This window comes from Bradyrhizobium sp. USDA 4452 (genome assembly GCF_054063575.1).
On sequence record NZ_JBSSGK010000001.1, the window covers coordinates 8057752 to 8083352 of the forward strand.

The 25601-nt window shown below is 65.5% G+C and carries 24 protein-coding genes; 21 read left to right on the plus strand and 3 right to left on the minus strand.

Going from position 1 to position 25601, the window contains the following annotated elements:
* The first annotated feature begins 30 nt into the window (after positions 1-30).
* The 14 genes from ACVISU_RS38000 to ACVISU_RS38065 all read left to right on the plus strand — a co-directional run bounded on the left by ACVISU_RS38000 (position 31) and on the right by ACVISU_RS38065 (position 17329).
* Positions 31-906 carry a branched-chain amino acid ABC transporter permease gene (locus ACVISU_RS38000; protein WP_456710370.1) on the plus strand — a complete coding sequence of 292 codons (876 nt, stop codon included), beginning with the start codon at positions 31-33 and terminating at the stop codon, positions 904-906.
* Positions 903-3437: a branched-chain amino acid ABC transporter ATP-binding protein/permease gene (locus tag ACVISU_RS38005; RefSeq protein WP_456710371.1), complete on the plus strand. Its 2535-nt coding sequence runs from the start codon at positions 903-905 to the stop codon at positions 3435-3437. Before ACVISU_RS38000 ends, ACVISU_RS38005 begins: the two co-directional genes overlap by 4 nt.
* Before the next feature lie 15 nt (positions 3438-3452).
* The gene (locus ACVISU_RS38010; protein ID WP_456710372.1) at positions 3453-4394 is read left to right on the plus strand and encodes an oxamate carbamoyltransferase subunit AllH family protein; all 942 of its coding nucleotides are present in this window, start codon (positions 3453-3455) and stop codon (positions 4392-4394) included.
* Between the two features lie 194 nt (positions 4395-4588).
* Positions 4589-4777, plus strand: a complete 189-nt coding sequence (locus ACVISU_RS38015) for a hypothetical protein (protein WP_050404632.1) — start codon at positions 4589-4591, stop codon at positions 4775-4777.
* Between the two features lie 10 nt (positions 4778-4787).
* Entirely contained in the window at positions 4788-6038 is a 1251-nt protein-coding gene (locus ACVISU_RS38020) for a DUF1116 domain-containing protein (protein WP_456710373.1), read from the plus strand.
* On the plus strand, positions 6035-7543 hold the full coding sequence (fdrA, locus tag ACVISU_RS38025) for an acyl-CoA synthetase FdrA (RefSeq protein ID WP_456710374.1): 1509 nt from the start codon (positions 6035-6037) through the stop codon (positions 7541-7543). Before ACVISU_RS38020 ends, fdrA (ACVISU_RS38025) begins: the two co-directional genes overlap by 4 nt.
* A gap of 4 nt (positions 7544-7547) precedes the next feature.
* The gene (gene arcC, locus ACVISU_RS38030; protein WP_456710375.1) at positions 7548-8507 is read left to right on the plus strand and encodes a carbamate kinase; all 960 of its coding nucleotides are present in this window, start codon (positions 7548-7550) and stop codon (positions 8505-8507) included.
* Between the two features lie 231 nt (positions 8508-8738).
* A complete protein-coding gene (gene fdrA, locus ACVISU_RS38035; RefSeq protein WP_456710376.1) occupies positions 8739-10337 on the plus strand; it encodes an acyl-CoA synthetase FdrA in 1599 nt (532 codons plus the stop codon).
* Positions 10337-11782 carry an oxamate carbamoyltransferase subunit AllG family protein gene (locus tag ACVISU_RS38040; protein WP_456710377.1) on the plus strand — a complete coding sequence of 482 codons (1446 nt, stop codon included), beginning with the start codon at positions 10337-10339 and terminating at the stop codon, positions 11780-11782. The genes fdrA (ACVISU_RS38035) and ACVISU_RS38040 overlap by 1 nt, the downstream gene beginning before the upstream one ends.
* 102 nt (positions 11783-11884) lie before the next feature.
* Entirely contained in the window at positions 11885-12874 is a 990-nt protein-coding gene (locus tag ACVISU_RS38045) for a BMP family protein (RefSeq protein ID WP_083992164.1), read from the plus strand.
* Positions 12875-12876: 2 nt separating this feature from the next.
* Positions 12877-14430 carry an ABC transporter ATP-binding protein gene (locus ACVISU_RS38050; RefSeq protein ID WP_456710378.1) on the plus strand — a complete coding sequence of 518 codons (1554 nt, stop codon included), beginning with the start codon at positions 12877-12879 and terminating at the stop codon, positions 14428-14430.
* 64 nt (positions 14431-14494) lie between these two features.
* Positions 14495-15532, plus strand: coding sequence for an ABC transporter permease (locus ACVISU_RS38055; RefSeq protein ID WP_456710379.1), 1038 nt, complete (start codon positions 14495-14497; stop codon positions 15530-15532).
* Positions 15529-16452: an ABC transporter permease gene (locus ACVISU_RS38060; protein WP_456710380.1), complete on the plus strand. Its 924-nt coding sequence runs from the start codon at positions 15529-15531 to the stop codon at positions 16450-16452. The genes ACVISU_RS38055 and ACVISU_RS38060 overlap by 4 nt, the downstream gene beginning before the upstream one ends.
* 58 nt (positions 16453-16510) lie before the next feature.
* Positions 16511-17329: a cysteine hydrolase family protein gene (locus tag ACVISU_RS38065; RefSeq protein ID WP_456710381.1), complete on the plus strand. Its 819-nt coding sequence runs from the start codon at positions 16511-16513 to the stop codon at positions 17327-17329.
* A gap of 87 nt (positions 17330-17416) precedes the next feature.
* On the opposite strand, the gene plsY is transcribed toward ACVISU_RS38065, so the two are convergent.
* On the minus strand, positions 17417-18091 hold the full coding sequence (gene plsY, locus ACVISU_RS38070; RefSeq protein ID WP_456710382.1) for a glycerol-3-phosphate 1-O-acyltransferase PlsY: 675 nt from the start codon (positions 18089-18091) through the stop codon (positions 17417-17419).
* A gap of 187 nt (positions 18092-18278) precedes the next feature.
* Between plsY and ACVISU_RS38075 the strand changes: the two genes are divergently transcribed.
* The 3 genes from ACVISU_RS38075 to ACVISU_RS38085 all read left to right on the plus strand — a co-directional run bounded on the left by ACVISU_RS38075 (position 18279) and on the right by ACVISU_RS38085 (position 19608).
* Positions 18279-18794, plus strand: a complete 516-nt coding sequence (locus ACVISU_RS38075) for an N-acetyltransferase family protein (RefSeq protein WP_456710383.1) — start codon at positions 18279-18281, stop codon at positions 18792-18794.
* A gap of 86 nt (positions 18795-18880) precedes the next feature.
* Entirely contained in the window at positions 18881-19336 is a 456-nt protein-coding gene (locus tag ACVISU_RS38080; protein WP_456710384.1) for a cupin domain-containing protein, read from the plus strand.
* Between the two features lie 89 nt (positions 19337-19425).
* Positions 19426-19608 carry a hypothetical protein gene (locus ACVISU_RS38085; protein WP_456710385.1) on the plus strand — a complete coding sequence of 61 codons (183 nt, stop codon included), beginning with the start codon at positions 19426-19428 and terminating at the stop codon, positions 19606-19608.
* 76 nt (positions 19609-19684) lie between these two features.
* Here the strand turns inward: ACVISU_RS38085 and ACVISU_RS38090 are convergent, their stop codons facing one another.
* Positions 19685-19876 (minus strand): hypothetical protein, encoded by a 192-nt coding sequence (locus tag ACVISU_RS38090; RefSeq protein WP_456710386.1) that lies wholly within the window; start codon positions 19874-19876, stop codon positions 19685-19687.
* A 333-nt stretch (positions 19877-20209) separates the two neighbouring features.
* On the opposite strand from ACVISU_RS38090, the gene ACVISU_RS38095 reads away from it, so the two are divergent.
* The 4 genes from ACVISU_RS38095 to ACVISU_RS38110 all read left to right on the plus strand — a co-directional run bounded on the left by ACVISU_RS38095 (position 20210) and on the right by ACVISU_RS38110 (position 23843).
* The gene (locus ACVISU_RS38095; protein ID WP_244522045.1) at positions 20210-20695 is read left to right on the plus strand and encodes a copper chaperone PCu(A)C; all 486 of its coding nucleotides are present in this window, start codon (positions 20210-20212) and stop codon (positions 20693-20695) included.
* Between the two features lie 142 nt (positions 20696-20837).
* Positions 20838-22610, plus strand: a complete 1773-nt coding sequence (locus ACVISU_RS38100; protein ID WP_456710387.1) for a PQQ-dependent dehydrogenase, methanol/ethanol family — start codon at positions 20838-20840, stop codon at positions 22608-22610.
* Positions 22611-22677: 67 nt separating this feature from the next.
* On the plus strand, positions 22678-23220 hold the full coding sequence (locus tag ACVISU_RS38105; RefSeq protein WP_456710388.1) for a c-type cytochrome: 543 nt from the start codon (positions 22678-22680) through the stop codon (positions 23218-23220).
* On the plus strand, positions 23217-23843 hold the full coding sequence (locus ACVISU_RS38110) for a hypothetical protein (protein ID WP_456710389.1): 627 nt from the start codon (positions 23217-23219) through the stop codon (positions 23841-23843). Before ACVISU_RS38105 ends, ACVISU_RS38110 begins: the two co-directional genes overlap by 4 nt.
* A gap of 47 nt (positions 23844-23890) precedes the next feature.
* On the opposite strand, the gene ACVISU_RS38115 is transcribed toward ACVISU_RS38110, so the two are convergent.
* On the minus strand, positions 23891-25594 hold the full coding sequence (locus ACVISU_RS38115; protein ID WP_456710390.1) for a protein kinase domain-containing protein: 1704 nt from the start codon (positions 25592-25594) through the stop codon (positions 23891-23893).
* Between the last annotated feature and the right edge of the window lie 7 nt (positions 25595-25601).

The window sequence follows — 25601 nt, forward strand, 5'->3', positions numbered from 1 at the left end:
CGTCCAGCAAGCAGATCGGGGTGATCATCGATGTCGTTTCTTTCGGCGATAATAACCGGAATGGCGCTGGGGAGCATGTACGGTCTGCTCGCGCTGGGCTTTCACGTCACGTACGCCGTGTCCGGCACGGTCAACTTCTCGCAGGGCAGCTCGATGACTCTGGGCGCCGTAGCGGGATTCTTCTTCCTCATCGTGTGGGGCTGGCCGGCCGCGATCGGCATTCCTGCGGTGCTGCTGGTCTGCGCGGTTTACGGCGTCCTGATCGAACGCTTCGCGGTGCGTCCGTTCGTGCTGCGCGGGTCGGACAACTGGCTGATGGCGACCGTTGCGGTCGGCATCATCGTCGACAATGTGATGCTGTTCGTGTTCGGCAAGGAGCCGCGCAGCTTCCCGTCGATGCTCGCGGCCAAGCCGATCCAGATCGTAGAGGGGGCAGGGGTCTACCCGCTGCAGCTCCTGATTCCCGTGGTCGGCTTGTTGCTTGCGCTGGCGCTGCATCTGATCACCCGCCGCACGCGGCATGGCGTCGCGATGCTTGCGGTGGTGCAGAATCCCAATGCCGCGCGGCTGATGGGCATCAATGTCAGCGGCGCCATTGCCGCGAGCTACGCGGTGTCGGCGATGCTGGCGGGCGTTGCCGCGCTACTGATCGCGCCGCTGTTCAACGTCTCGTCCGAGATGGGCACGCTGTTCGGCATCAAGGCGTTCGCCGCCGCGATCATCGGCGGTCTCGCCAGCGCCTGGGGCGTCATGCTGGCCGGATTGTGTCTCGGCCTGATCGAGGTGTTCGCGACCAACTATCTCGGCTCGGTCTACACCCAGATCATCACGTTCGCTTCCGTCATCGTCATCCTCGTCGTCATGCCGCACGGGCTGCTCGGCCGAGCTGGAGTTAAGAAGGTATGACCTCTCGCGCCTCCTTTCTCGTCGCCGTCGCGGCGCTCGCGGTTGCCATCGGCTACGCTGCGGTCGCGGACAGCTATTCGGTGTTCCTGATCGCGACGATCTCGCTGACGGCGATCGGCTGCATCGGTCTCAACGTCCTGCTCGGTCTCGCGGGCCAGATCTCGCTCGGCCATATCGGCTTCATGGCGATCGGTGCGTACACCACCGTGCTGCTAATGGAGAAAGCCGGCTGGCCTTACCTCGCCGCGACGGCGGGAGCCATCGTGCTGGTCAGCATCGTCGGCGGGCTGCTCGCGATGCCGGCGCTGCGCGTGCGCGGGCCGTATCTGGCGATGGTGACGATTGCCTTCGGCTTCATCGTCGAACATGTTACGATCGAGTGGCGCGATCTCACCGGCGGCGGCAACGGCCTGATGCTGAGCGCGCCGCCGAGCGTGTTCGGCTATGCGCTGTCCGAGCGTTCGCTTGCCATCGCCGGCGTCGTGCTGGTGTTTGCCGGCCTCATCCTGTTCGAGCGCCTGAAACGCAGCGGCTGGGGCTATGCCATGCGTGCCGCCCGCGATACCGAGGTCGCGACGCGCTCGCTCGGCATCGACCTGGTGCAGGTCCGCGCCATTGCCTTCGTGATCTCGGCGGCCGCGATGGCGCTGGCCGGTGCGCTGTTCGCGCCGCTGCAGGGCTATATCAGCCCGAGTTCGTTTCCGTTCCTGCAGTCGGTGCTGCTGTTGTTCGCCGTGATGGTCGGCGGCGCCGGCTCGGTGCTCGGTCCGGTGATCGGCGCCGCGCTGGTGGTGCTGCTGCCGGAAGCGCTGTCTGACCTCGCCGAGTATCGCCTGCTGGCGTTCGGCGTCTTGCTGTTCGTCGTGCTGCGCGCCGCGCCCTCCGGCATCGTCGGCCTTGCAGAGCAGCTCGCCGCAAGGCTCCTGCCGGCGCGCAAGCCGGTGGCGGAGCCCGCGATCGCGGCGGCGGATGCAGATGCGGCGATCCTCGAGACCCGCAACGCGGCGGGGCTCGACGTGACGGATCTGTCGATCTCGTTCGGCGGCGTGCGCGCGGTCCAGGGCGTCTCGTTCAAGGCGGCACCGGGTGCCGTCACCAGCATCATCGGTCCCAACGGTGCCGGCAAGACCAGCGCGCTCAATCTGCTCTGCGGCTTCTACCGGCCGCAGGCGGGTATGGTGAAGCTCGGCGATCGCGATGTCACGGGCATGACGTCGCATCTGCTGGCGCGGGTCGGCGTGGCGCGCACGTTCCAGACCACGCAGCTGTTCGGCTCGCTCACGATCCTGGAGAACATCCTGCTGGCCGAGCGGGTCGGCCGGCTCGGCGGCGTGGTCTCCGCGCTGCGCAACGCGGAGACCGAAGGTTTCGCCCGGTTCCTGCTGCGCTTTGCCGGCGTCGACGGCGATGTCGATCGCCTTGCGGATTCGCTGTCCCATGGCGAGAAGCGGCTGGTCGAGATCGCGCGTGCGCTGGCGCTGCGGCCGCGCATCCTGCTGCTCGACGAACCCGCGGCGGGCCTGTCGAAGGGCGACAAGCAGCGCCTGACCGCGCTGTTGCGCCGGATCGCCGATCTCGGGATCGCCGTGATCATCGTCGAGCACGACATGCCGATGATCATGTCGCTGAGCGATCTCATCGTCGTGCTCGACGGCGGCAAGCGCATCGCGATCGGCGACGCGGTGGCGATCCGCAACGATCCGCTGGTCCGCAAGGCCTATCTTGGCGACGCCACGCCCGGCGAGAAGAGCCGCGCGCCGCGGCCGGCGCGGCAGGGCACCGCACTCGAGGTCAAGGCGCTCGATGCGTTCTACGGCCTGTCGCGCGCGCTGAACGGCATCGATCTGGTGGTCGCGCCCGGCGAGGCGGTCGCGGTGCTCGGCGCCAACGGTGCCGGCAAGACCACCCTGATGCGGTCGATCGCCGGTCTCGAACCGCCGCGCGCCACGGGCGAAGTGCGGCTCGCCGAGACCCGCATCGACAGGATGCCCGCCCATGTCCGTGCCCGTTCCGGCGTCGTGCTGGTGCCGGAAGGGCGGCAGGTGTTTCCGGAGCTGACGGTGAAGCAGAACCTGCAGCTCGGCGCCTATGCGCGCAAGGGCATCGACCTCGATGCCGAGATCGAGGCGATGTTCGTGCGCTTCCCTCGGCTGAAGGAGCGCATCGACCAGCGCGCCGGCCTGTTGTCCGGAGGCGAGCAGCAGATGCTCGCGGTGGCGCGCGGCCTTCTGACCGGGCCGAAGATCTACATGCTGGACGAGCCGTCGCTCGGGCTGGCGCCGCTGGTGGTCGATGAGTTGTTTGCGTCCTTTGAGCGGTTGCGCAGCGAGGGCATGACCATCATCGTGGTCGATCAGATGGCAGGCCATGCGCTGGCGCTGGCCGACCGGGCCTATCTGCTGGAGACCGGTGCGATCCTGAAGAGCGGCGCTGCCGATATCATCGCCGAGGATCCGTTGCTCGAGGCGGCCTATCTCGGTGGCGAGGTCCAGGCTGGTGCGCCGCAGCGACTCGCGGCCCAGGCACGCTAGCGGAGGCGAGGGCGGATGCTGATCGGAGGCAGCGAAGCACACGGAAGGCAGCCGGGTCGCGTGAATGCGCCGGGCGAGCGGCGTCCCGAGCCCGGAGTGACAGTCCCTGCCGCTGTGGAAGTGGGTCTGCTGGCCGACAGGGCGCTGCGCGATCGCGCCGTCGGCCAGGTCGTCGCCATGTTCGAACGTTCGCTCTACGCCGTGATCGACGGGATCTGGATCTGCGTTGGACGGACCGGCATCGGGTCGGGGCCGCTGCATGTGGTCGGCGATTTCCGGTGGCCAAGCCTTGCGGTCGGCGATCCCGTGCGGGTCGCGGATTCCATTCTGTGGATCGGAGCGACGCCGTTCGCGAATCTGGCCACGCGGTCGGTCTGGGCGCCGCCCGCGGTACCGAACTGGTCGATCAGCAGCCTCAGACGCGGCCTTGATGCGGTCGACGAGGTGTGGGTGGGCGGTTTGATTGCAGAGGGCCTTGCCGCGGTCGGGTCCGCACATGCTCCGAGCGACACCTCCGCGCTCGTTCGCGCGGCCATGCCGGGCCTCGCTGCCTTGGAGCGAGTGCTCGCAGGCGCGGATGACGATGCGGATCGAGAGCCCGGGCTTGCCAGCCTGATAGGTCTCGGGCCGGGGCTGACGCCCTCCGGCGACGATCTGATCGGCGGCGCGCTGATTGCGCTGGCTACGTTCGGACGCAACGAATCTCGCGACGCATTGTGGGACCGCTGCCGCATGCTGCTCGACGGCACCAACGACATCAGCCGGATGCATTTGCGCGCGGCGGCGCTGGGCTACGGCGCTGCGGCGCTGCACGCCGCGATCCACACAACCATGAGCGGCGAGACCGCCGGAGTTCGTGGCGCCGTCACGGCCCTGGCGGCGATCGGGCATACATCCGGACTGGACGCATTTGCCGGCGGTCTAATCGTCCTGCGCCACGCCCTTTGCCAGCGGTGACGCTCTTGCAGATCGAATTTCGAGTTCTCCCAGACTGCTCCGAACGAAGTTCGGAGCACTTTTTTTAGGGCGCTGCTGATCCGCCAATCGAGCGGGCGGGGAATTTCGCACTCTGCGCGAATCCGGCCTTGACGAAGTAAGTGTTTTCTTATTAGCTCGACACACCGAAAACGAACTTTGTTAGGGCGGAGACGATGACGGATCAGGATAGGCCGCAGTATCAGCAATTGCTGGCGCGCAAGGTCGAAGTCGTGAATGTCGGGCTTGAGGGGTTCGTAAAGGACCTGCGCGACTGCGGCATCGACGTCGTTCACGTCGACTGGAAGCCGTCGGCGGGCGGCGATCCGCAGATGGCGGCCCTGCTCGCGAAGCTCGGTGTGTGAGGGCGCACCGATGAAATTGATCGAGGACGCAAACCGGCAGGCGCTTACCCGGATCCTCGAAGGGGAGCCGCGGCTGATCGACATCGTTCCCGCCCGCGAATTGATCCCGGGCCTGCGCGAACGGATGATCCTCCACGCCGGACCGCCGATCTCATGGGACAGGATGTGCGGCCCGATGCGCGGTGCGGTCGCAGGCGCCATCGTGTTCGAGGGGTGGACGCAGGATCTGCCGACCGCGAGCAGGCTCGCCGCCAGCGGCGAGATCGAGTTTCACCCGAACCACCATTTCGGCGCGGTCGGCCCGATGACCGGTATGACGACGATGTCGATGCCGCTGTTTGTGGTCGAGAACGCGCGCTTCTCCAACCGTGCCTATTGCGCGATCAACGAGGGGCTCGGCAAGGTGATGCGCTTCGGCGGCAACGACGCCAGCGTGCTGAAGCGGCTCGCCTGGCTGCGCGACGTGTTCGGTCCGACGCTCGGCAAGGCGATCCGTGCCGCCGGCGGCATCGACCTGAAATCGATCGTTGCGCGCGGCTTGTCGATGGGCGACGAGTTGCATCAGCGTAATCTCGCCTGCTCGAGCGTGTTCCTGCGCGAAATCGCGCCCTGGATGGCGCGAACGTCGACCGACAACGCCGTTCTCGCAGAATGCCTCGCGTTTATCGGACAGAACGATCAGTTCTTCCTCAACATCGCGATGGCGATGGGCAAGGTGATAACCGATCCCGCCAACGGCATTCGGGGCTCGACCATCGTCACCACGATGTGCCGCAACGGCACCGATTTCGGCATCCGCGTAAGCGGGCTCGGCGAGCAATGGTTCACCGCGCCGGTCGAAATGCCGGAAGGGTTGTACTTTGCCGGCTATTCCGAGAAGGACGCCAATCCGGACATCGGCGATTCCGCGATCGTCGAGACGATCGGCCTGGGTGGATTTGCGATGGCGGCAGCGCCGGCCGTCGCGGGCTTCGTCGGGGCCGGTGCGCCGTCCGAGGCCGGCAACTTCACCCGCTCGATGGGCGAGATCACGGTTGCGCAGAATCCGGAATGGACCATCGCCGCAATGGACTTCGCGGGCGTGCCGACCGGCATCGATATCCGCCTGGTCGTCGATTCCGGCGTTGTGCCGGTCATCAACACCGGCATCGCGCATCGCGAGCCCGGCATCGGGCAGGTCGGTGCGGGCGTGGTCAAGGCGCCGTTGGCGTGCTTCCAGCAGGCGATCGTCGCGATCGCCGAGGATTTGGGTGTGTCATGAACGTCGTCGTCCTGAACGAAGTCCGCAAGGGATTCTATCTCGACTCGGTCGCGCTGATGCGGCTGTCGCGCGAGGTCGCCGGCTCGCCCGGCGTGATCGAGGCGGCGCTGATGATGGGAACGCCGTCGAACGCGGCGATCATGCGCAACGCAGGGCTGCTGGAGGAGAGCACTGCCGTGAAGGGCAATGACCTCGTGATCGCGGTCAAGGCCGAGTCCGAGTCCGAGGCCCGCGAAGCGCTCGACAATGCGATCAAGTCGCTCGACAAGCCGAAGACGCAAGGCGAGGCGCAGGCTGCCTGGCGGCCGCACTCGATCGCCGCCGCTGTCAAGGCCAGGCCGGAGATCAATCTGGCGCTGATCTCCGTTCCCGGCGAGTTCGCCGCCGCCGAAGCCCGCAAGGCGCTCAATCGCGGCCTGCATGTCCTGATGTTCAGCGACAACGTGTCCCTCGAAGACGAATTGTCGCTCAAGCAGCAGGCGCGGGCGGCCGGCCTCCTGATGATGGGGCCGGATTGCGGAACGGCCGTGATCGGCGGCGCGCCGCTGGCGTTCGCCAACAAGATTAAGCGCGGCAGGATCGGCATCATCGGTGCGTCCGGGACCGGAACGCAGGAGGTCTCGTGCCTGATCTCGGAAGCCGGCGCGGGAATCTCCCACGCCATCGGGGTCGGCGGGCGCGATCTGAAGAAGGATATCGGCGGCATCACCACGTTGATGGCGATCGATGCATTCGATTCCGATCCGGAAACCGATCATGTGGTGCTGATCTCGAAGCCGCCGCATCCCGATGTCGCAAAGACCGTGCTTGAGCGGATCGGCAGAAGCAGGAAGTCGTACACTGTGTGCTTCATCGGCGCTTCGGAGATCGAGCTGCCGCCGAATGCCCGGTTCTCGCCGACGCTGAAGGGCGCCGCGGAGCTGGCGCTGGGAGACAAGAAGATCGGCGCGGGCTTCGATGCGAATGCCGTCGCATCACGGCTTCCGCGCAGCAGCCGCGGCGGGATCGAGGGCTTGTTTGCCGGCGGCACGCTGTGTGCCGAAGCGCAGGTGATCCTTGCTGCCGCAGGCCGGAAGGTGGCGTCGAATGCCGCGATCCCCGGCGTGGTCAAGCTCGGCATCGAGCCGAACGCCGGACGCGACCGGCTGATCGACCTCGGCGACGACGAATATACCCGCGGGCGGCCGCACCCGATGATCGACCCGTCGGTGCGCGATGACGCGTTGCGCGCGGCCCTCAGGAATCGCGATCTTTCGGTGGTGCTGCTCGATCTCGTGCTCGGCTACGGCGCGCATGCCGATCCCGCCGAGCACCTGTCCAAGATCGTCGCCGGTCGCGGCCAGGATGCGCCGGCGCTGATCGCATCCGTCGTCGGCACGGAGCAGGATCCGCAAGGACGCTCCGTGCAGGTCAGGAAACTGGAGCAGGCCGGAATCCTCGTTGCGCCGTCGAATGCACAGGCGTGCGAGCTTGCGGTTGCCATCGTCCAGAATGCCGGGAGGTAAGGAAATGCGCACACTCAATGACGTGCCGCGCCGCCTAGTGGTCGCGATCGGTGGCAATGCGGTTCACCCCGAGGATATCAGGGGCACTTCCCAGGAGCAGAAGTCGGTCGCGCAGATCACGGCGGAAGCGCTGCTGCCGCTTGCGCAACTCGACAACGAGTTGGTCATCACCCACGGCAACGGTCCGGTCGTCGGCAAGATCATGATGCGGCAGATGCTGACGATGAGCCGGATTCCGCCGATGGACATGGACATTTGCGTCGCGCATAGCCAGGGCGGTATCGGCTATCTCCTGATGCAGGCGATCGAGAATGCGCTGCGCGAACAGGGCAACCAGCGACATGTGGCAAGCCTGCTGACCCAGGTAGAGGTGGACAAGGACGATCCGGCATTCAAGAACCCGACCAAATTCGTCGGACCGTTCTTCTCGGAGGACGAGGCGAAGAAGATCGGCGCCGAGCTCAATTGGGCGATGCGAGAGGATTCGGGGCGCGGCTGGCGTCACGTCGTGCCGTCGCCGAAGCCTAAGCATGTCTGCGACATCTCGCTGGTCGACGCCTTGGTCAAGCGCGGGACGATCGTCATTGCGGGAGGCGGCGGCGGCGTTCCGGTGGTTCGCGATGCAAAGGGCGTGCGCACCGGCGTGCCCGCGGTCATCGACAAGGACCTGACGTCGGCTCATATCGCCAATGTGCTTGGCATCGAGGAGTTGCTGATCCTGACCGCCGTGCCGCGCGTCGCGGTGAATTTCGGCAAGCCGAACAAGAAGGACCTGGATCAGGTCAGCCTCGAGGAGATCAAGGCCTACCACCGTGAGGGGCATTTCCCGCCGGGAAGCATGGGACCCAAGGTCGATGCCGCAATCCGCTTTCTCGAGGGCGGCGGCAAGCGCGCGATCATCAGTCACCTCGATTGCGCCATGGCGGCGCTGCGGGGCGAGACGGGGACGCACGTCGTTCATTAGCTACCGGGATTGGCGCCTCGGCGAGATCTTCGCCCACGCCAATCTGCCTTCGAGCGTCGAGCAGGATGGCGGTCCGATCTTGATGGCCGCAGTGGCGCTCGCGCTCACCGAGTTGAAGCAGGTGAGACGCCTCGGCGCCTCATTCTGACCAGGTAATCGAGCTGCCCGCTGGCTCAAGCTCAGACAAAAGACAAACAAGCGGCTTGCGGGATTCAAGGGAACGACAAGGCAATGGCCATCCAATCCAGCATAAGGGCGAACCTTTACAAGGATTCCGTGTCGTTGATGCGGATATCCCAGGTCACGATCGCGCGGACCGGCGTGCAGCGGGTCACGCTGCTGATGGGGACGCGCAGCAACAAGGAGTTCCTACAGCAGGCCGGGCTGATGAGTCCAGCGCTCGAGAGCGCCAAGCCGGGCGATATCATGATCGTCGTGGCGGACGATGCGCCCGACAAGATCGCGGCCGCGGAGCGGGAGATTCATTCCCAGATCGCGGGCGAAGAACCGAAGGGCGGATCGACTGAAGCAGCGGCGGAAGCACCGCCGCGCTCGATCGCCGGCGGCGTCGCGATTGCCGATCATGCCGACCTCGCATTGATCTCGGTGCCGGGCCCCTATGCCGCCGCGGAAGCCCTGAAGGCGCTGCGCCGGGGCCTCAACGTGTTGCTGTTCAGCGACAACGTGCCGATCGAACAGGAGGTGGCGATCAAGCGCGTTGCGGCGCAGAAGGGCCTGCTGGTGATGGGGCCGGATTGCGGCACGGCCATCATCAACGGCGTGCCGCTTGGATTTGCCAACGTCGTTCGGCGCGGCGCGATCGGGCTCGTCGGCGCGTCCGGCACCGGCCTGCAGGAGGTGATGTGCCAGATCCATCGTCATGGCCATGGCATCTCGCAGGCGATCGGCACCGGCAGCCACGACGTCTCCAGCGAGGTCGGCGGCATCACGATGTTGCAGGGCCTGGAACTGCTGGCCGCCGACGCGCAGACCAAGGTGGTCGCCATCGTCTCAAAACCTCCTGCGCCCGATGTACAGCAGCGGGTGATCGAGCGCGCTCGCGCGATCGGAAAGCCGGTGGTGATCTGCTTCCTCGGCGGCGAGCCGGCAGCGTCCGCCGGCAATGTTCACCGCACGTCGTCGCTCGAGGAGACGGCGCGGCAGGCCGTCGCGCTTGCGGGCGCGCAGCAACCCGGGAGCGATGGACAATCCATCGAAGCGTTGGCAACGCGGGTTTGTGCGTCGCTGGCGCCGTCGCAGCGCTACCTGCGCGGTCTCTACTCTGGTGGAACGTTCTGCTCGGAAGCCCAGACCATCTGGCAGGCGGCGGGCATTCGTGCCTGGTCGAACGCGCCGCTCGCCGGCGCAGATCGTCTGGCCGACGGGGAACAGGGCCACGGACATATGGCGATCGATCTCGGCAGTGACGAGTTCACGGTGGGACGTCCGCATCCGATGATCGACTATGGCGTGCGGATCGAACGGCTGCTCAAGGAAGCGGACGATCCGACCGTTGCCTGCATCGTTCTGGACGTCGTGCTCGGCTACGGCAGCCACCTCAATCCGGCGGAGATCCTGGCTCCGGCGATCCGCCGGGCGAAGGCTGCGGCGCGCGCGCAGGGGCGGGAGCTTCCCGTGATCTGCTTCGTCTGTGGCACGGGTTCAGATCCGCAGCCCTACGAGACCCAGAAAGCCATGTTGGCGGACGCCGGCGCGGAGATTGTCGGCAGCAGCACCAGCGCAGCCCGCGCCGCGCAAGCCATCGCGAGCCGCATGGCCGCGGGCGACAGCGCCAACGGGCGTCGCGTGATGGAAGGTGGAGAACGATGATGAACGCAGCCCCTTCCGCGCTCCGGAACAAGACATCGGTCATCAGCCTCGGCGCCTCCGGCCTCGATCGCGGTGTCGAAAGCAGCGGCGCCCCGCTGGTGCGGTTGCAGTGGCAGCCGGTCGGCGACGGAAGTCCTGAGGTCGCCTGGAGCCTCGCGCAGCTGGTCGGCGACGCCTGCGATGCCGACTGCCTCGGATCGCGGATTGATCGCGCCAATGCGGAAGTGCTCGAGCGCATCCTGACCGCGCAGCCGGTATGGGTCGACGTCGCGGCGCACGCATTCGAAGTTTGGCCGGATATGGGCCGGACGCTGCTCCATGCCGGTCCGCCGATCGCCTGGAACGAGATGTGCGGCCCGATGAAGGGGGCGGTGGTCGGCGCCATCCTCTACGAAAAATGGGCAACGACCCAGCAGGAGGCCGAGCAACTCGTGGCGGCCGGCGGCATCCGCTTCGCACCGTGCCATGAATTCGGGGCGGTCGGGCCGATGACCGGGATCATCTCGCCCTCGATGCCGCTGTTCGTGGTGCTGAACCAGACCACCGGCAACCGCGCCTATGCGCCGATGATGGAATCCGGCGGCGCCAAGACGTTGCGTTTCGGCGCTTTCGCGCCCGAGGTGATCGAAGGCCTCAAGCTGATCGAGAATGTGCTGGCGCCATGCCTGAAGGCCGCGGTCGCCGGCATCGACGGCGGATTGCCGTTGAAGCCGCTGATATCGCAATCGCTGCACATGGGCGACGATGTCCACAATCGCAACACCGCGGCGACTTTGCTGCTGTATCGCGGCGTCACGGAATCGCTGCTCAAATCCTCGATCTCGCGCGATCTGGTTCACGAGACGCTGCTGACGATCGGGGCGGACGACATGTTCTTCCTCAGCCTGTCGATGGCGGCATGCAAGGCGACCATGGATGCTGCCCACGGCGTGCCGTTCAGCAGCATCGTCACGGCAATGGCGCGCAACGGCGTGAATGTCGGCATCAGGGTCAGCGGACTGAACGGACAATGGTTCGTCGGGCCGGCCGACATTCCGGTCGGCCTGTTCCTGCCCGGCTTCAGCGAGGCCGATGCCAATCCCGATATCGGCGACAGCGCGATCACCGAGACTGCTGGCCTCGGCGCGTTCGCGATGGCGGCGGCTCCGGCGATGGTGCAGTTCGTCGGCGGTACGCCGCAGGACGCGCTGCGCTATTCGCGCGAGATGGCGCACGTCACGATCGGCCGCAATCCCGGCTTCACCCTGCCGATGCTCGACTTCATCGGCGCGCCTGTCGGCATCGACATCCGCAAGGTCGTGGACGAGAACATGCGCCCGGTCATCAACACCGCAACGGCGCACAAGGAGCCGGGCATGGGAATCATCGGCGCGGGCGTCGTGCAGGCGCCGATGAAGTGCTTCGTCGATGCCGTCGGCGCGCTGGCGACGGCGGCCGCGAGCTGAAATTGCTTCGATCTTGAGAACGATGGCGCGGTCGCGCCGCCGATGCAAAAAAATGCCGCAACAAACAACGCGGCAACACCGGAAACGAACAGGAGGAAACACATGAACGGTACCCGTCGTGCATTTCTGCAAACAAGTCTGCTCTCGGCAGCTTTCATCGGTTCATCGGGCCGGCTCGCCTTCGCCGACGATGCCGCAAAGCCGCTACGCATCGGCATTCTGATTCCGGGGTCGCGGGCCGACCATGGCTGGATGGAGTCGGCCTATAACGGCATGAAGGCGGCCGAGCAGCGCCACGGCAACAAGGTCGCGATCACGTCGATCGAGAACGTCAAGTTCGCCGACATGGAGCAGGCGCTGGTCACGCTCGCGAGCAAGAATGACATGGTGATCGGCGCCGCGGGGCAGACCCAGGCATCGGTGCTCAAGGTCGCCAAGCGATTCCCGAAGGTGAAGTTCTCCATCGTCGGCCCGACCGGACAGCCGACCGAAAACGTCGCGCAATACGACGTGCTGCAGGCCCAGATCGGCTTCATTGCCGGCGCGGTCGCCGCGATGATGTCGAAGAATGGCGCGGTGAGCTATGTCGGCGGTCTTGAAATTCCGGCCATCGTCAACACCGGAACCGAGTTCGCGAATGGCGCCAAGCACGTCAAGCCGGATACCAAATGCTTCGTGACCTACACCGGTGACTTCGACGACGTCGCCAAGGCGAAGGAGGCGACCCTTGCCGCGATCGCGCAGGGCGCCGACGTCCACTACAACATCCTCAATCTCGGCGTACGCGGCATGGAGCAGGCGGCGCGCGAGAAGGGCACCAGGATGATCGGGAGCTACACCAACTACTGCTCCGACAACAACCCGCTCTACATCGCCTACACGGTCAGCGGCATCGGCTTCATGGTCGAATATGCCATCGACCAGGCCGTCACTGGGACCTGGCACCCGGAGTACAAGCAGTTCGGCCTCGCGATGGGGCCTCGCTCGGCCGACATCGAGATCTGCGCCGGAGCGACGCCGGAGATCCAGGCCAAGGTCAAGGAGCTCAAGGACGACCTGCTGTCGAACAAGATCAAAGTCAAGGTGGGCTGACCGTGGCGCTTCTCGAACTGTCTGGCTTGACCAAGCGCTTCGGGGCTTTTACCGCGCTCGACGACATATCGCTGCTGATCGAGCGCGGCGAGGTGCACTGCCTGCTCGGCGAGAACGGTGCCGGCAAATCGACATTGTGCAACCTGGTGTTCGGGGTGCATCGGCCGGACGGGGGCACGATGACGCTGGGCGGCGAGTCGTTCGATCCGCGCGGCCCGGCGGAGGCGCTGCAGCGCGGCGTCGTGATGGTGCACCAGCATTTCAGCCTGGTGCCCAACATGAGCGTGGCCGAGAATCTGATGCTGGGCCGTGCCAGCGCGGTGCTGAAGCCGCAGGACATCATCGTGCGGATGGAGCAGCTCGCGGCCGAATACGGCCTCGAGATCGCCCCCGAGGCGCGGATCGACGAGCTTTCGGTCGGTGAGCGGCAGCGGGTCGAGATCATCAAATGCCTGCTCGGCGATCCACAGCTGCTCGTGCTCGACGAGCCGACGGCCGTGCTGCAGCCGGACGAGATCGACGCGCTGCTGGCGATCTGCCGCCAGGTGGCGCTGCGCGGAAAATCCGTCATCCTGGTGACGCACAAGCTCGGCGAAATCAGCCGTGTGGCCGATCGCACCACGGTGCTGCGGCAGGGGCGGATCATCGAGACCGTCGCGATGGAGGGTGCCGACATCCGGTCGCTGGTGCGCTCCATGGTCGGCCGCGACGTCCGGTCCGCCGGCTCGGTGCTTGCCGCTGCGGTCGACATCGAAGGCAAGACGCCTGCGAAACCGGCGGACGCGGCCGGTCCGGTATCGCCGGGCGAGACAGTGCTGCAGATCTCGGGCCTCGTGTATCGCGACCCGCATGGCGTGCCGCGGCTCGACGGCCTAAGCCTCACGGTCGGTACCGGCGAGATCGTCGGGATCGCGGGCGTCGAGGGCAACGGCCAGACCGAGCTCGGACTGATCCTGGCCGGGCTCGCCGCGCCAAGCGCCGGCGCGATCGTGGTCGGCGGGACATCGGTCGCCGCCTGCACGCCGCAGGAGATCACCGATGCGGGTGTCGGCATCGTTCCCGAGGATCGCCATGCGGTGGCCTGCATCAAGGAATTGTCGGTGGCCGAGAACCTGTTTCTCGGCGCGATCGGAAAGTTCAGCCGTTTCGGCCTGCTCGATAAGTCGGCGCGGCGCAAGGCGGCGCAGACGATGATGCGTGACTTCGACGTGCGGGCGAGCAGTCCTGATGTTTCGATGGCGAGCCTCTCCGGCGGCAACCAGCAGAAGGCGGTGCTTGCACGCGAGCTCTCGCTCGATCCGCTGGTGTTCCTGCTCGCCGCGCAGCCGACGCGCGGGCTCGACGTCGGCGCGATCGAGGCGGTCTACAATCGCATTCGTGCCGCGCGCGATGACGGGCTCGGGGTGCTCCTGATCTCCAGCGAACTGGAGGAACTGATGGCGGTGTCGGATCGGATCGCGGTGATCTACCGCGGAAAGCTGGTTGGCGAGCTCGCGGCCGGGGCGTTCAGCCGCGAGGCGATCGGAGCGATGATGTCGGGGCACGCGCATGTCTAGGTTGGCCATGGTTTTGAAAAATCCAAAGCTTGCGCGGGTCGCAAAGGGTGCAAGACTCGAGCTCGTGCCGTTGCAGGTTCTGGTCCCGGTGGTATCGACGATCATCGCGCTCGGGATCGGCCTGCTCATCATCGCGGCCACCGGTGCGTCGGTCGTCGAGGCGATCGAAGCCTTCTGGGACGGGATGGCAGGAAGCGATTTCAACATCGGTGCCTCGATCAATCGCGCCATCAGCCTCGCGCTGGTCGGCCTCGGCTTCATCTTCGCCAGCCGTGCCAACCTGACCAATGTGGGCGGCGAGGGGCAGATCGCGATGGGCGGTATGTTCGCGACCGCCGCGGCCTTGCATGGCGCTGGCGGCCTCCCGTTGGGACTGGCGTTCATCGTGCCGCTCGCGGTGGGGACCATCGCCGGCGCCGTTTGGGGAGGCCTGGCAGGCTTCCTCAAGGCGGCTCGCGGCACCAATGAGGTCATCAGCACGCTATTGCTCAGCTTCATTGCGCTGCCGCTGGTGTATTGGTCCGTCGAGTCCTTCCATCTGCTGCGCAAGCCGATCAGCGACGTGTCGTCGTTGCCGGAATCGGCGGAGATTCCTGATTCGACCAAGCTTCCGCTGCTATTCCCGGACAACGGATCGCCGCTCCATATCGGCTTGCTAATCGCGGCGATTGCGGTCGTCGTGGTGTGGCTGGTGCTCAAGCACAGCACGCTCGGCCTGCGACTGCGCGCCGTCGGCCTGAATGCGACCGCCTCACGCCGCGCGGGCATGCGGACGAGCTTCTACGTGATCCTGGCCATGACGGTATCCGGCGGCCTGGGCGGTCTCGGCGGCGCGATCATGATCCTCGGCCAGCAATTCTATCTGACGAGCGATTTCTCGTCCGGCTACGGATTTGACGGTCTGGTGGTCGGCCTGCTGTCGCGCGGCTCGGCCGTCGGCGTCGTGATCGGTGCGATGCTGTTCGGCTTCCTGCGATCGGGATCGATCAACATGGAAATCTCGGCGCATGTCCCGTCCGCCGTGGTTCTGATCTGTCAGGGCCTGATCGTCATCGTCATTGCAGGCTCCGCGATCCTCACCAACCGAAAGGTGACCCGATGATTGACGAACAAATGGCCGTTTTCATCGGTTCCGGACTGCGCCTTGCGGTTCCGATCATCTTCGCCGCAACCGGCGAGATGCTGAGCGAGCGCGCCGGCGTGCTCAATCTCAGCCTCGACGGCATGATGTTGATGTCGGCCTTCACGGCGGCGCTGGCATCGTGGGCGACCGGCTCGCCACTGATCGGCGTGGCGGCCGGCGTCTTGGTCGCGATGGCGGTTGCTGCGGTGCAGGCCGTGCTGAGCGTGACGTTGCGCGCAAATCAACTGGTGGTCGGGATCGGGTTCAACATCCTGGCGCTGGGATCAACGACGTTCCTCTACCGCGAAATCTTCGGGCCGCTTTCGCGCGACCCGATTCCAGGTTTTGCACAGCTCAATCTGCCGTGGCTCGCGCATATCCCGGTGATCGGACCGGCATTGGCGAACCAGACCGGCCTTGCCTATGTCAGCATCGTGATGGTCGTCGTGACCTGGCTGATCCTGAAGTACACGTCGTTCGGGCTGGCGGTGCGGGCGGTCGGCGAGGATCCGCGCGCCGCGGACAAGGCGGGCATCAGCGTGGCGAAGACGCGCTATCTCGGGGTGCTCTACGCCGGCATCCTCGCGGGTTTCGGCGGCGCGTTCATGTCGGTTGCGGACAGCAACACGTTCACCGAGAACATGACCAAGGGCGCGGGCTATCTTGCGATCACGGCGGTGATCTTCGGCGGCTGGAATCCCTGGTACACGCTGGCGGCGTGCCTCTTGTTCGGCTTCGCCACCGCGCTGCAATTTCTGGTACCGGCGCTGCAGCTCGATGTGCCGGTCGCGCTGCTGTTGCTCCTGCCATATCTGCTGGCGCTGGTCGCCATCGCCGGCTTCGTCGGCAAGAGCAGGCAGCCCTCGGCCCTGACCATTCCGTTCGAACGCGGCCGCTGATCGCAACAGACATCAAAAAAACTTAGCCAAGGAAACACAGGCAAGGGAGGAAAGTCCGATGACGAGTTCCACTTTGGTAAAGGCCGCGGAATCCGTTGGCTCCGGCACCGCCAATCCTCTTGGGTCCGCGCCCGGTTACCAATGGCTGGTTAACGACAACAACGTCAACATGGCGATGGCGCCGCCGCCGCCCAAAGCAGTCACGATCGACGCGCAGCCGCAAACGGTGACGGTCGATCTGCACCGCACCGCTCTCATCGTCGTCGACATGCAGAACGACTTCTGCGCGAAGGAGGGATGGGTCGATCATCTCGGCGTCGACTACACGCCGGATCGGGCGCCGATCGAGCCGCTGCAGAAGCTTCTCCCGGTATTGCGGAAGGCCGGTGTGCAAATCATCTGGCTGAACTGGGGCAATCGGCCCGACCTGAAGAACATGGCGCCCAATCAGCTCCATCTCTATAAGCCGAAGGGCGTTGGCATCGGCCTTGGCGAGCCGTTGCCGGGCAGTGGCGCGCGCGTGCTGCAGAAGGACAGCTGGGCCGCGGCCGTTGTCGATGAATTGAAGCAGGAGCACGAGGATATTCACGTCGACAAATACCGGATCAGCGGCTTCTGGGACACGCCGCTGGATAGCATTCTGCGCAATCTCGGCACCAAGACGATCCTGTTCGCCGGCGTCAACACCGATCAGTGCGTGCTGCATTCACTCACCGACGCGAACTTCCTGGGCTACGGTTGCCTGCTGGTCGAAGACTGCTGCGCGACGACCTCGCCGGGCTACTGCGTCCAAGCAACCCTGTTCAACGTCAAGAAGTGCTTCGGCTTCGTGACGCATTCGTCTGACGTCATCAAGGCGGTCTCAGGCGCGGCTTAAGCAGACGCAATCGTTACCGGCAGCGGCGCGGCGTCACCGGGCTGCCGCCGGCGACGTTGGTCGCGCTCAGAGAGCGCAATTTCAGCTTTACGACGCCGCTTTTGATTCTCGTCCGCCTGATCCCAGCCGCGGTTCGGTCCCGGCCAGCAGCCGCTGAATGTTGGCGCGATGGCGTGCGATCACGTAAAGGCCACCTGCAATGACCAGCAGCCGATATGGCAACGGCTGCTCCATGCCGCAGACCAGGGCAATCGCTGTGAGCGCAGCCAGCATCGAACCAAGCGACACCATCCGGGAAACAGCCAGCACGACGCCAAAGGCCGCAGCGGTGCCCAAACCGACCGGCCAGGACAGCGCCAGCAACACGCCGAGCCCTGCAGCGGCGGATTTCCCACCCGTAAAGCTCAGCCAGATCGAGCGGCTGTGCCCCAACAATACCGCAAGTCCCGCCAGGCAGACCGCCCAAGGCAGCAAGGTTTGCAGATCGGTCGGTGGCGTGACCGACGGCAATGTCCAGATCCAGGGATAGAACCAACGGGCGAACCCGATCGCCGCCGCGCCTTTCAGCACATCGACCAGCAGGACCGCCAACGCGGGCCACTTGCCGAGGGTTCGCAACACGTTCGTGGCTCCGGTGGACCTGGAGCCGTGCTCCCGGATGTCGATACCCCTCAGCAGTTTCCCAGCCAGATAGCCCGCGGGTATCGAACCGAGAAGATAAGCGGTCGCCAATCCGGCCACACTCGCGATCCAGAAAACCATAAGCCTCTCCCCGATGCCCCAGTGTCAGGCAAGCGTGATCTGGAGTCTACCTCTATGCGACGGCCGAAGCCGCGGATATGAGAGATGGAAATACTTACCCGCTCCGATCCCTTTGGAATTGGCTGGCAGCGCGACAGGTATTGCGATCGATCGGCGCCATGCTGCTGCGACCGAGACAGGACACAGAATGACCACGCAAGCCATCGAGATTCGCCGCCTCCAGCCGGCCGACGCTGCGCTCTATCGCGACGTCCGTCTCGAGGCGCTGCGCTTGAGCCCCGAGGCGTTCGGCAGCGCGTATGAGACGGAGAGCGTTTTTCCCGTCGGCTGGTTCGCGGAGAGGCTCGCGGGCGCAGTGGTGATACTTGGGGCGTTTTGGGGCGGCGAACTCGCCGGCATCGTCGGCTTCATTGCGGCGGAAGGGCCGAAGCGGCAGCACAAGGGCGCGTTGGTGAGCATGTATGTGCGGCAGCAGGCGCGGCACGCCGGCGTCGGCCGGCTCCTGGTCGATGCCGCGCTCGAACTCGCCGCACAGTCGGTCGAGCTGGTGCAGCTCGCCGTGGTGGAGGGCAACGAGCCTGCTTACCGGCTCTACCGACGCGCCGGCTTTGTCGAATACGGGGTGGAGAAGCACGCGCTGAAGATCGACGGCCGCTACTATGACGACATCCTGATGGCGAAGCAGCTGGTCGAGCGCGGCTGACTGCGCCGGCAGCGACACAATTCCGGCGCGGCGTTGCGATAGGGCATCGATCATTGCGCACGCTGCCACCGACTCAGGAAAATGCCATGCCGAAGATCGATCTGACGAAGGTGCCGGAACGCAAGGGCTCCGGCTATCCGGCCGAATTCGCCGCAGCGTGCGCTGAACGAATCCGGCAGCGGCTCGGCGACGTCGGCGGGCTTGCCGATTTCGGCGTCAATCTGATGCGGCTTCCGCCCGGCAATTGGTCGAGCCAGCGGCACTGGCATTCGGACGAGGACGAGTTCGTCTATGTGCTTGCCGGCGAAGTGGTGTTGATCGAAGACGGCGGCGAGACGGTGCTGCGCGCCGGCGATTGCGCGGCATTCCCTAAGAATTCCGGCAACGGCCACCACATGATCAACCGGTCGCAGACGACGGCCACCTATCTCGAGGTCGGCTCGCGCTCACGCGCCGACGTCATCACCTGTTCCGACATCGACATGATGAGCCCGAGCTCCGACGGCCGCTTCCTGCACAAGGACGGCCGGCCCTACGAATAGCGCCCGAACCGCCGGCTCGCGCGAAATCCGGCGTTGCGGATTGGCCGGCGAAGGACCAATCTTCCGGCGAGGTAGCTTTGGTTGCCACGATGGCGGAATGGTATTTCATCTGGATTGACGGTCCCCGCGGACCCGAGCCGCAGAAGTGGTCGTCGGATGCGCTGTGGGGCCAGCTTGCGCGCCAGGACATCATCGTCCGCTTTCCCTTGACGGAGCGCGAGGCGAGGCTGTCGATCGACCAGCTGGCGCGGCTGCATCCAGTCCCCCAATGAGCTGCGGGGCAGGCTCACACCACCAGTCGTCCTTCGCGGACGTTCAATCCGCCGGGCTGACCGTTAGACCGAAAGATCAAAGCCGGGGCGGCGCGACGTCGGTCAGGAACGAGGCCAGGAACATCTTGCCGAACACGTGCATTGCCGCCGGCGTGTCGACCTTGACCCGGCCGGCGCTCGCGGCGGCTGCGAGTTCGGCAAGCGTCGGCGCGGCGAGTCTCGTATCGGGTGCGGCGCGCGGTGCCGTCGCGGATGCGCGGAACAGCACGCCGGATTGCGCAGCGGGCTCGGCACGCCTTCGATTCGTAGCAAATAGTTCTTGCCGCCCGCATCGATCCGAAACAATCGCGCCGACGTGCCGCCGCCTCAGATCGGCGTCACGGCGTCGATCGTTGCCCTGCCGATCACCTCACGCAACGCAGCATGCGCTGCGTCGCGCTGTTCCGATGGAAGTGCATCGAGATCACTCATGCGCAAAAAGTTAGCATGACGGCTATGCGTGCCGGAATCGCATTGATGTTGGGTTCCCGATCTTCAATCGCTGGCCGCGCGCGACGAAGCATGAAACAATGCCGCGAAAATCATGTCGGGAGAAAATTTGATGCCGTTCGATCGGGGGTTGCATGGCGCCGTTGCATGCAGGACCATCAAGCGCAGATCATCGGTCGCATTGCCATTATTCTGCCTGATCAGCACGTTCGGAGTGGTGCATAACGCCATCGCGAACGAATCCTTGACGATCGTGGATGCGCGCGTACCGGCGGCAGACAAAGAAGGCGGAGACCTTCCGTTGACGATGACAATCACGAACGAAGCCGACAGTGCCGATGCGCTGCTCCGTGTCCGCTGCCCGGTCGCGAATTTTTCCGAGCGCCACATCGTCGATCGCGGTGAAGGCGCACCCGCCATGCGCTCCATATCCAATATACCGGTCCCGGCCAAGGCAACCCTCGAGCTGAAGCGCGACGGCTATCACGTCATGCTGCTGCAGTTGCGTCAGGCGCTCGCGCCCGGCGAGACCTTCAAATGCGCAATCGTTTTTCAGAAAGCTGGCACCATCGAGACGGAGGTACAGGTCCAGAAGTGACCTAAGACAGGTGAAGACAAGCGACTGGGAATGCGGCGGGCGGCACAGCCGATCGCCGGGACTCAAGGCTTCTCGCGCAATCGCCCGTGTGTGACGGGCGGTTCGATCAATGAAGAATGCTGGATCCGGAGGAAATGAACCGATGACAAGGTTGAATTGGGTTAAATCGCACATGCTTGCGGCGGCAGTAGCATCCGCTGCGACCTTGACGGGCTCGTTCGCGCTCGCCGATGATGTCAACCAGGACCGCCTGCTCAACGCTGACAAGGAAGCGGGCAACTGGCTGCACCACCACAAGAACTATTCGGCGACCCGGTTCTCGTCGCTGGCGGATATCAACAAGGACAACGTCAAGAACCTGAAGGTCGCCTGGACAATGCATCTTGGCGGCGTCGAGGGCGGCGGAATCTGGGCGCATGGCGGCCTGGAGGGAACTCCGATCGTCGAGAACGGATTCATGTATGTCACCGATGGCTGGGGCTCGGTCTACAAGATCGACGCGCATGGCGGCAAAGGCGTGCTGGTCTGGAAGATGGATCCCAAGACCGATCACGACTGGGCCGGCGCCGTCGCCTGCTGCGGCGTCGACAACCGTGGCGTCGCGTTGTGGAACAACCTCGTCATCTCGCACACGCTCGACGGCCGCCTGATCGCGACCAACAAGGAGACCGGGCAGGTCGCATGGCAGCGTCAGGTCGCCGATCCCGACAAGGGCGAGGTGATCACCGGCGCTCCGCTGATCGTCAAGGACAAGGCGATATCAGGCGTAGCCGGTGCGGAATACGGCATTCGCGGCTGGATCGCCGCGACCGACCTGAACAGCCAGAAGGAAGTCTGGCGTACCCACACCATCCCAGGCAAGGACGAGCCGGGCGCGGAGACCTGGAAGGACGACAAGAACGCCAAGGCGAGCGGCGGCGGATCGACCTGGGTCACCGGCAGCTACGACCCGTCGACCAACACCATCGTCTGGGGCGTCGGCAATCCCGGACCGGACTGGGACAACGAGTACCGGCCCGGCGACAACCTCTACACCGACTCGTCGCTCGGTCTCGATGCCGACACCGGCAAGATCAAGTGGCACTATCAGCACACGCCGAATGATCCCTACGACTATGACAGCGTGGCGGAGAACGTGCTGGTCGACGTCCCCGGCCCGAACAACACGACGCTGAAGCTCGCACTCGAGGCCGACCGCAACGGCTTTGCCTACGCGGTAGACCGCAACAGCGGCAAGTTCGTCTGGGGTCTGCCCTTCGTCAAGAAGGTGACCTGGACCAAGGGTCTCGATCCCGAGTCCGGCAAGCCGGTGGAGTATGATCCGAAGCAGGGCGTGCAGAAGTACAACGCGTCGGTCACGCCGAGCCGCTCCAACAAGGAAACGGATATCTGCCCCGGCAACATGGGCGGCAAGAACTGGCCGCCGACCGCGTATAATCCGAACCTGAAGCTCTGGTACATTCCCGTCATCGAGAGCTGCAACCACATCAAGGTCGAGGAGATGACGCCGGACAAGGTCAAGGCGCGCGAGTTCTTCACCGGCGGCGGGCCGAGCCAGAACGTGAAGATTACCGGCAGCGTGACCGCGATCGACGTCACCACCGGCAAGGTGGCAGGGAAGGCGGAGACGCAATTCCCGAATCTCGGCGGCATCCTGGCGACGCCCGACCTCGTGTTCTCCGGACAGCCGTCCGGCGAGGTGATCGCCTATGACGCCAAATCGCTGAAGGAGCTCTGGCAGTTCAACACCGGCGGTGGCGTCAACGCGCCCCCGATGACGTTCTCGGTGGACGGCAAGCAGTATGTTGCGATCCTTGTCGGCCTCGGCGGTGCCTGGGACAAGTGGTTCATCGACGCCACGCCCGAGCTGAAGCGGATGCAGCCGGGCTCGATGCTCTACGTGTTCGCGCTCTGACGTCGCAAGCGCGGGAGGCTTCCGCGAGGGGCCTCCCGCGTCGATCTCGCCAACAGAAATAGAACAAATGAAACAAACATGGCTGATTGGCGCGTGGCTCGGCTGCGCGCTCGTGATGGGGTTCGTGAGTACGGCGCAGGCACAGTCGGCGAGCGATCCGACCGATGCGGGCAAGGCGGTGTTCAAGCGCGGCAATTGCATGGGCTGCCACAAATGGCACGGTAATGGCGGCGGCGGCTATGGCGGCGACGCGCTGTCGCTGCGCAAGACCGATCTGACGCGCGAGCAGATCATCGAGACCGTGACGTGCGGACGGCCGGGCACCGGCATGCCGTTCTTCGTGCGCGGCTCCTACGACACCACGAAATGCTACGAGATGAGCCGGCAGGATGTCGCGGACCGCATGCCGCCCGAGGCGAATGTGTTCCTGCGGCCGAACGAGATCGAGGCCGTCGCCGACTACGTGCTCGCCCATGTCAAGGGCAAAGGCGAACCGAACTATGACGAATGCATCGCCTTCTTCGGCGACGGCTCGCGCGTCTGCAACATCTACAAGGAGGCCGGCCACGCCGCCGCGTCGTCCGACCCGAGCGAGAAGGCAAAGCCATGAGCAAGCAGAGATCGGCAATCCGCGGGTTGGTCTTTGCCGCGTCAGTCACCGCGGCCGTGCCGGCGATGGCGACCGCGGGAGACCTGCGCGACATCGATGTCGGCATGGCTATCAGCAGCGTTCCCGACGCGGGATATATCAACCTGACCTGCGCCGGAGACAAGACGCACCGGCTGGCGGAGTGGGCGCAGTGGGCGGCTTGTCCAGCCGGGCCGGACCAGTTGCGCGGCATCCGCTTCGAGTATGACCGCGAGACCGCGCGCGAAGGCACCATGGTCGGCGGCCATCCGGCGATCCTGACCGTGATGATCGACAAGGACGCCAGGATCGCGGCGCTGACGATCGAGACCGATCCGAAGGCGCGGCTCTATCTGCGCAAGAAGGCCTTCCTGCTCGGCCTGCAGGCGAAATCGCGCTACGGTGAGGACGGCTGGAGCTGCACGGAAGCGAAGCCGGGCGCCGACAGGCAGGAGGTCGGCGGGGTCTTCGTCGACGAGACCTGCAGCAAGACCACCGATGGCCGATCGATCGAGATCCAGCGTCATCTCTACCGCGCGCCGAACAAGGAGTTGAAGGACATGACCGACGAGACCCGGATCACGATCCGCCGCGTCGGGTCTTAGGCTGCGGCGCGAGGTCTTCGTCGTGGCTCGTGTGGGTCCGCGATCGCCTAGTGCCGCGCCAGCAGCACCACGATGATCAGCGCGAGGATGGCGCACAGCACCTTCCAGAAGGTCACGGGATCGCGGTCGTGCAGTGATTTGCGGGCCGTGACGGCGGGACCGGCCCAGGTCGCGCCGTTCTCCAACTCGTGCGCGAACTCGATGGCGTCGCCGAAGCGCTGCGTGGGCTCGACGCTGAGCGCCTTGCCGATCACGGCGTCGAGCCAGGCCGGCAGGTCCGGCCGGTAGCGCGATAGTGGCGCCGGCTTGCCGAAGCGTGGCCGCGAGAACGGCTCGATCTCGCCGAACGGATAGTTCGCGGTGAACATGCGGTAGACGGTGACGCCGAGCGCGAACAAATCGGAGGCTTCGTCGCCGGGCTTGCCGCCGAACAATTCGGGCGCCATGTAGCTCGCGGTGCCCGGAATATCCTCGGCGGGGAAATCCTCCAGCAGTGGCACACGCGCGACACCGAGGTCGACCAGGCGCAGCCCGCCGTCCTTCGCGAGGATCACATTGTCGGGCTTGATGTCGCGATGGATGATGCCGGCACGATGCAGCGCCGTGACCGCGCGCACCAGCTTGGTTGCGATCGCGATGCCCTCGGTGAGCGATAGCCGCGGCGCGCGCGTGAGCCGCTGCTCCAGCGTTTCGCCCTCGTAGAGCGGCATCGCCGAATAGAGCCTGGTCTGGCGCTCCGCCGGCACCTCGATGATCTCGCCGATCCACAGGCTGCGGACGCGCGCGGCGACCCAGGCCTCGCGCACGAAGGCGAGGCGGTAGGAGCCCTCGCTGGCGACCCGCGGATGCGGAAACTTCAGTACGACCTCGCGGCCGGCACGCTTGTCGGTCGCCTTGAACAGGCGGCTGTAGCGTCCGTCGGACAGCACGTCGGAGAGCGCGAAATCGTCGATCGTGTCGCCGCTCTCCGGCAAGTCCAAAATCGGCAAGGTCGCGATCGCGTGCGTGAGATCGTCGCGATCCGCCGGGGGCAGGTCGACGACGTCGAGCACCAGCGCGGTCGTGTTGTCGCTGCTGCCGGCCGCGAGCGCGGCATCGACGATGCTGCGCGCCGATTCGTCGGGCGGCGTGCGTTCCTCCAGCAACTGCTGAAGGCCGGAGTCGGAGAGCGCGCCATGAACCCCGTCGCTGCAGATCAGGAGACGATCATGTTGCCGCAGCCCGACCGAGGTGTAATCGAACCGGGCGAACTCCTCGAAACCGATGGCGCGGCTCAGCATATGGGCGAGGTCGCCGCGGCCGGCGATATGGTCCTGCGTCAGGCGCTCGAGCCGTCCGTCGCTGAGGCGGTAGGCGCGGGTGTCGCCGATATGGATCACATGGCATTGCCGCCGCGACAGGATGATCGAGGAGAGCGCGCAGGCCATGCCGCTGCGCGCGGCGTCGATGCGGCCCTGGCCATAGATCCAGCTGTTGGCGGCTTCCAGCGCCCGCGCGGCACGGCGGCGGACGCCGAGCGTCTCGGGCAGCGAATAGTAGGCGTCGATGAAGCTGCGGACCGCGACCTCTGCGGCGTCGCGCCCGCCCTTGTGGCCGCCGACCCCGTCGGCGACCGCGGCCACCACATCGCGATGCAGCGCGTCCGCTTGGCCGAGGCAGGCCGCCACATAGTCCTCATTTGCGGCGCGCTTGCCGGTCTCGCTAGCGAAACCGACGCGGACGCCGAGGTCGTGTTGCGCGCCGTTCGCCACGTCCGGG

Bases quoted from the DNA above. Each gene is read 5' to 3' on its own strand.
- ACVISU_RS38000 (WP_456710370.1), top strand. From the start codon at position 31: ATGTCGTTTCTTTCGGCGATAATAACCGGAATGGCGCTGGGGAGCATG.
- ACVISU_RS38005 (WP_456710371.1), top strand. From the start codon at position 903: ATGACCTCTCGCGCCTCCTTTCTCGTCGCCGTCGCGGCGCTCGCGGTT.
- ACVISU_RS38010 (WP_456710372.1), top strand. From the start codon at position 3,453: ATGCTGATCGGAGGCAGCGAAGCACACGGAAGGCAGCCGGGTCGCGTG.
- ACVISU_RS38015 (WP_050404632.1), top strand. From the start codon at position 4,589: ATGACGGATCAGGATAGGCCGCAGTATCAGCAATTGCTGGCGCGCAAG.
- ACVISU_RS38020 (WP_456710373.1), top strand. From the start codon at position 4,788: ATGAAATTGATCGAGGACGCAAACCGGCAGGCGCTTACCCGGATCCTC.
- fdrA (WP_456710374.1), top strand. From the start codon at position 6,035: ATGAACGTCGTCGTCCTGAACGAAGTCCGCAAGGGATTCTATCTCGAC.
- arcC (WP_456710375.1), top strand. From the start codon at position 7,548: ATGCGCACACTCAATGACGTGCCGCGCCGCCTAGTGGTCGCGATCGGT.
- fdrA (WP_456710376.1), top strand. From the start codon at position 8,739: ATGGCCATCCAATCCAGCATAAGGGCGAACCTTTACAAGGATTCCGTG.
- ACVISU_RS38040 (WP_456710377.1), top strand. From the start codon at position 10,337: ATGAACGCAGCCCCTTCCGCGCTCCGGAACAAGACATCGGTCATCAGC.
- ACVISU_RS38045 (WP_083992164.1), top strand. From the start codon at position 11,885: ATGAACGGTACCCGTCGTGCATTTCTGCAAACAAGTCTGCTCTCGGCA.
- ACVISU_RS38060 (WP_456710380.1), top strand. From the start codon at position 15,529: ATGATTGACGAACAAATGGCCGTTTTCATCGGTTCCGGACTGCGCCTT.
- ACVISU_RS38065 (WP_456710381.1), top strand. From the start codon at position 16,511: ATGACGAGTTCCACTTTGGTAAAGGCCGCGGAATCCGTTGGCTCCGGC.
- plsY (WP_456710382.1), bottom strand. From the start codon at position 18,091: ATGGTTTTCTGGATCGCGAGTGTGGCCGGATTGGCGACCGCTTATCTT.
- ACVISU_RS38075 (WP_456710383.1), top strand. From the start codon at position 18,279: ATGACCACGCAAGCCATCGAGATTCGCCGCCTCCAGCCGGCCGACGCT.
- ACVISU_RS38080 (WP_456710384.1), top strand. From the start codon at position 18,881: ATGCCGAAGATCGATCTGACGAAGGTGCCGGAACGCAAGGGCTCCGGC.
- ACVISU_RS38085 (WP_456710385.1), top strand. From the start codon at position 19,426: ATGGCGGAATGGTATTTCATCTGGATTGACGGTCCCCGCGGACCCGAG.
- ACVISU_RS38095 (WP_244522045.1), top strand. From the start codon at position 20,210: ATGCCGTTCGATCGGGGGTTGCATGGCGCCGTTGCATGCAGGACCATC.
- ACVISU_RS38100 (WP_456710387.1), top strand. From the start codon at position 20,838: ATGACAAGGTTGAATTGGGTTAAATCGCACATGCTTGCGGCGGCAGTA.
- ACVISU_RS38105 (WP_456710388.1), top strand. From the start codon at position 22,678: ATGAAACAAACATGGCTGATTGGCGCGTGGCTCGGCTGCGCGCTCGTG.
- ACVISU_RS38110 (WP_456710389.1), top strand. From the start codon at position 23,217: ATGAGCAAGCAGAGATCGGCAATCCGCGGGTTGGTCTTTGCCGCGTCA.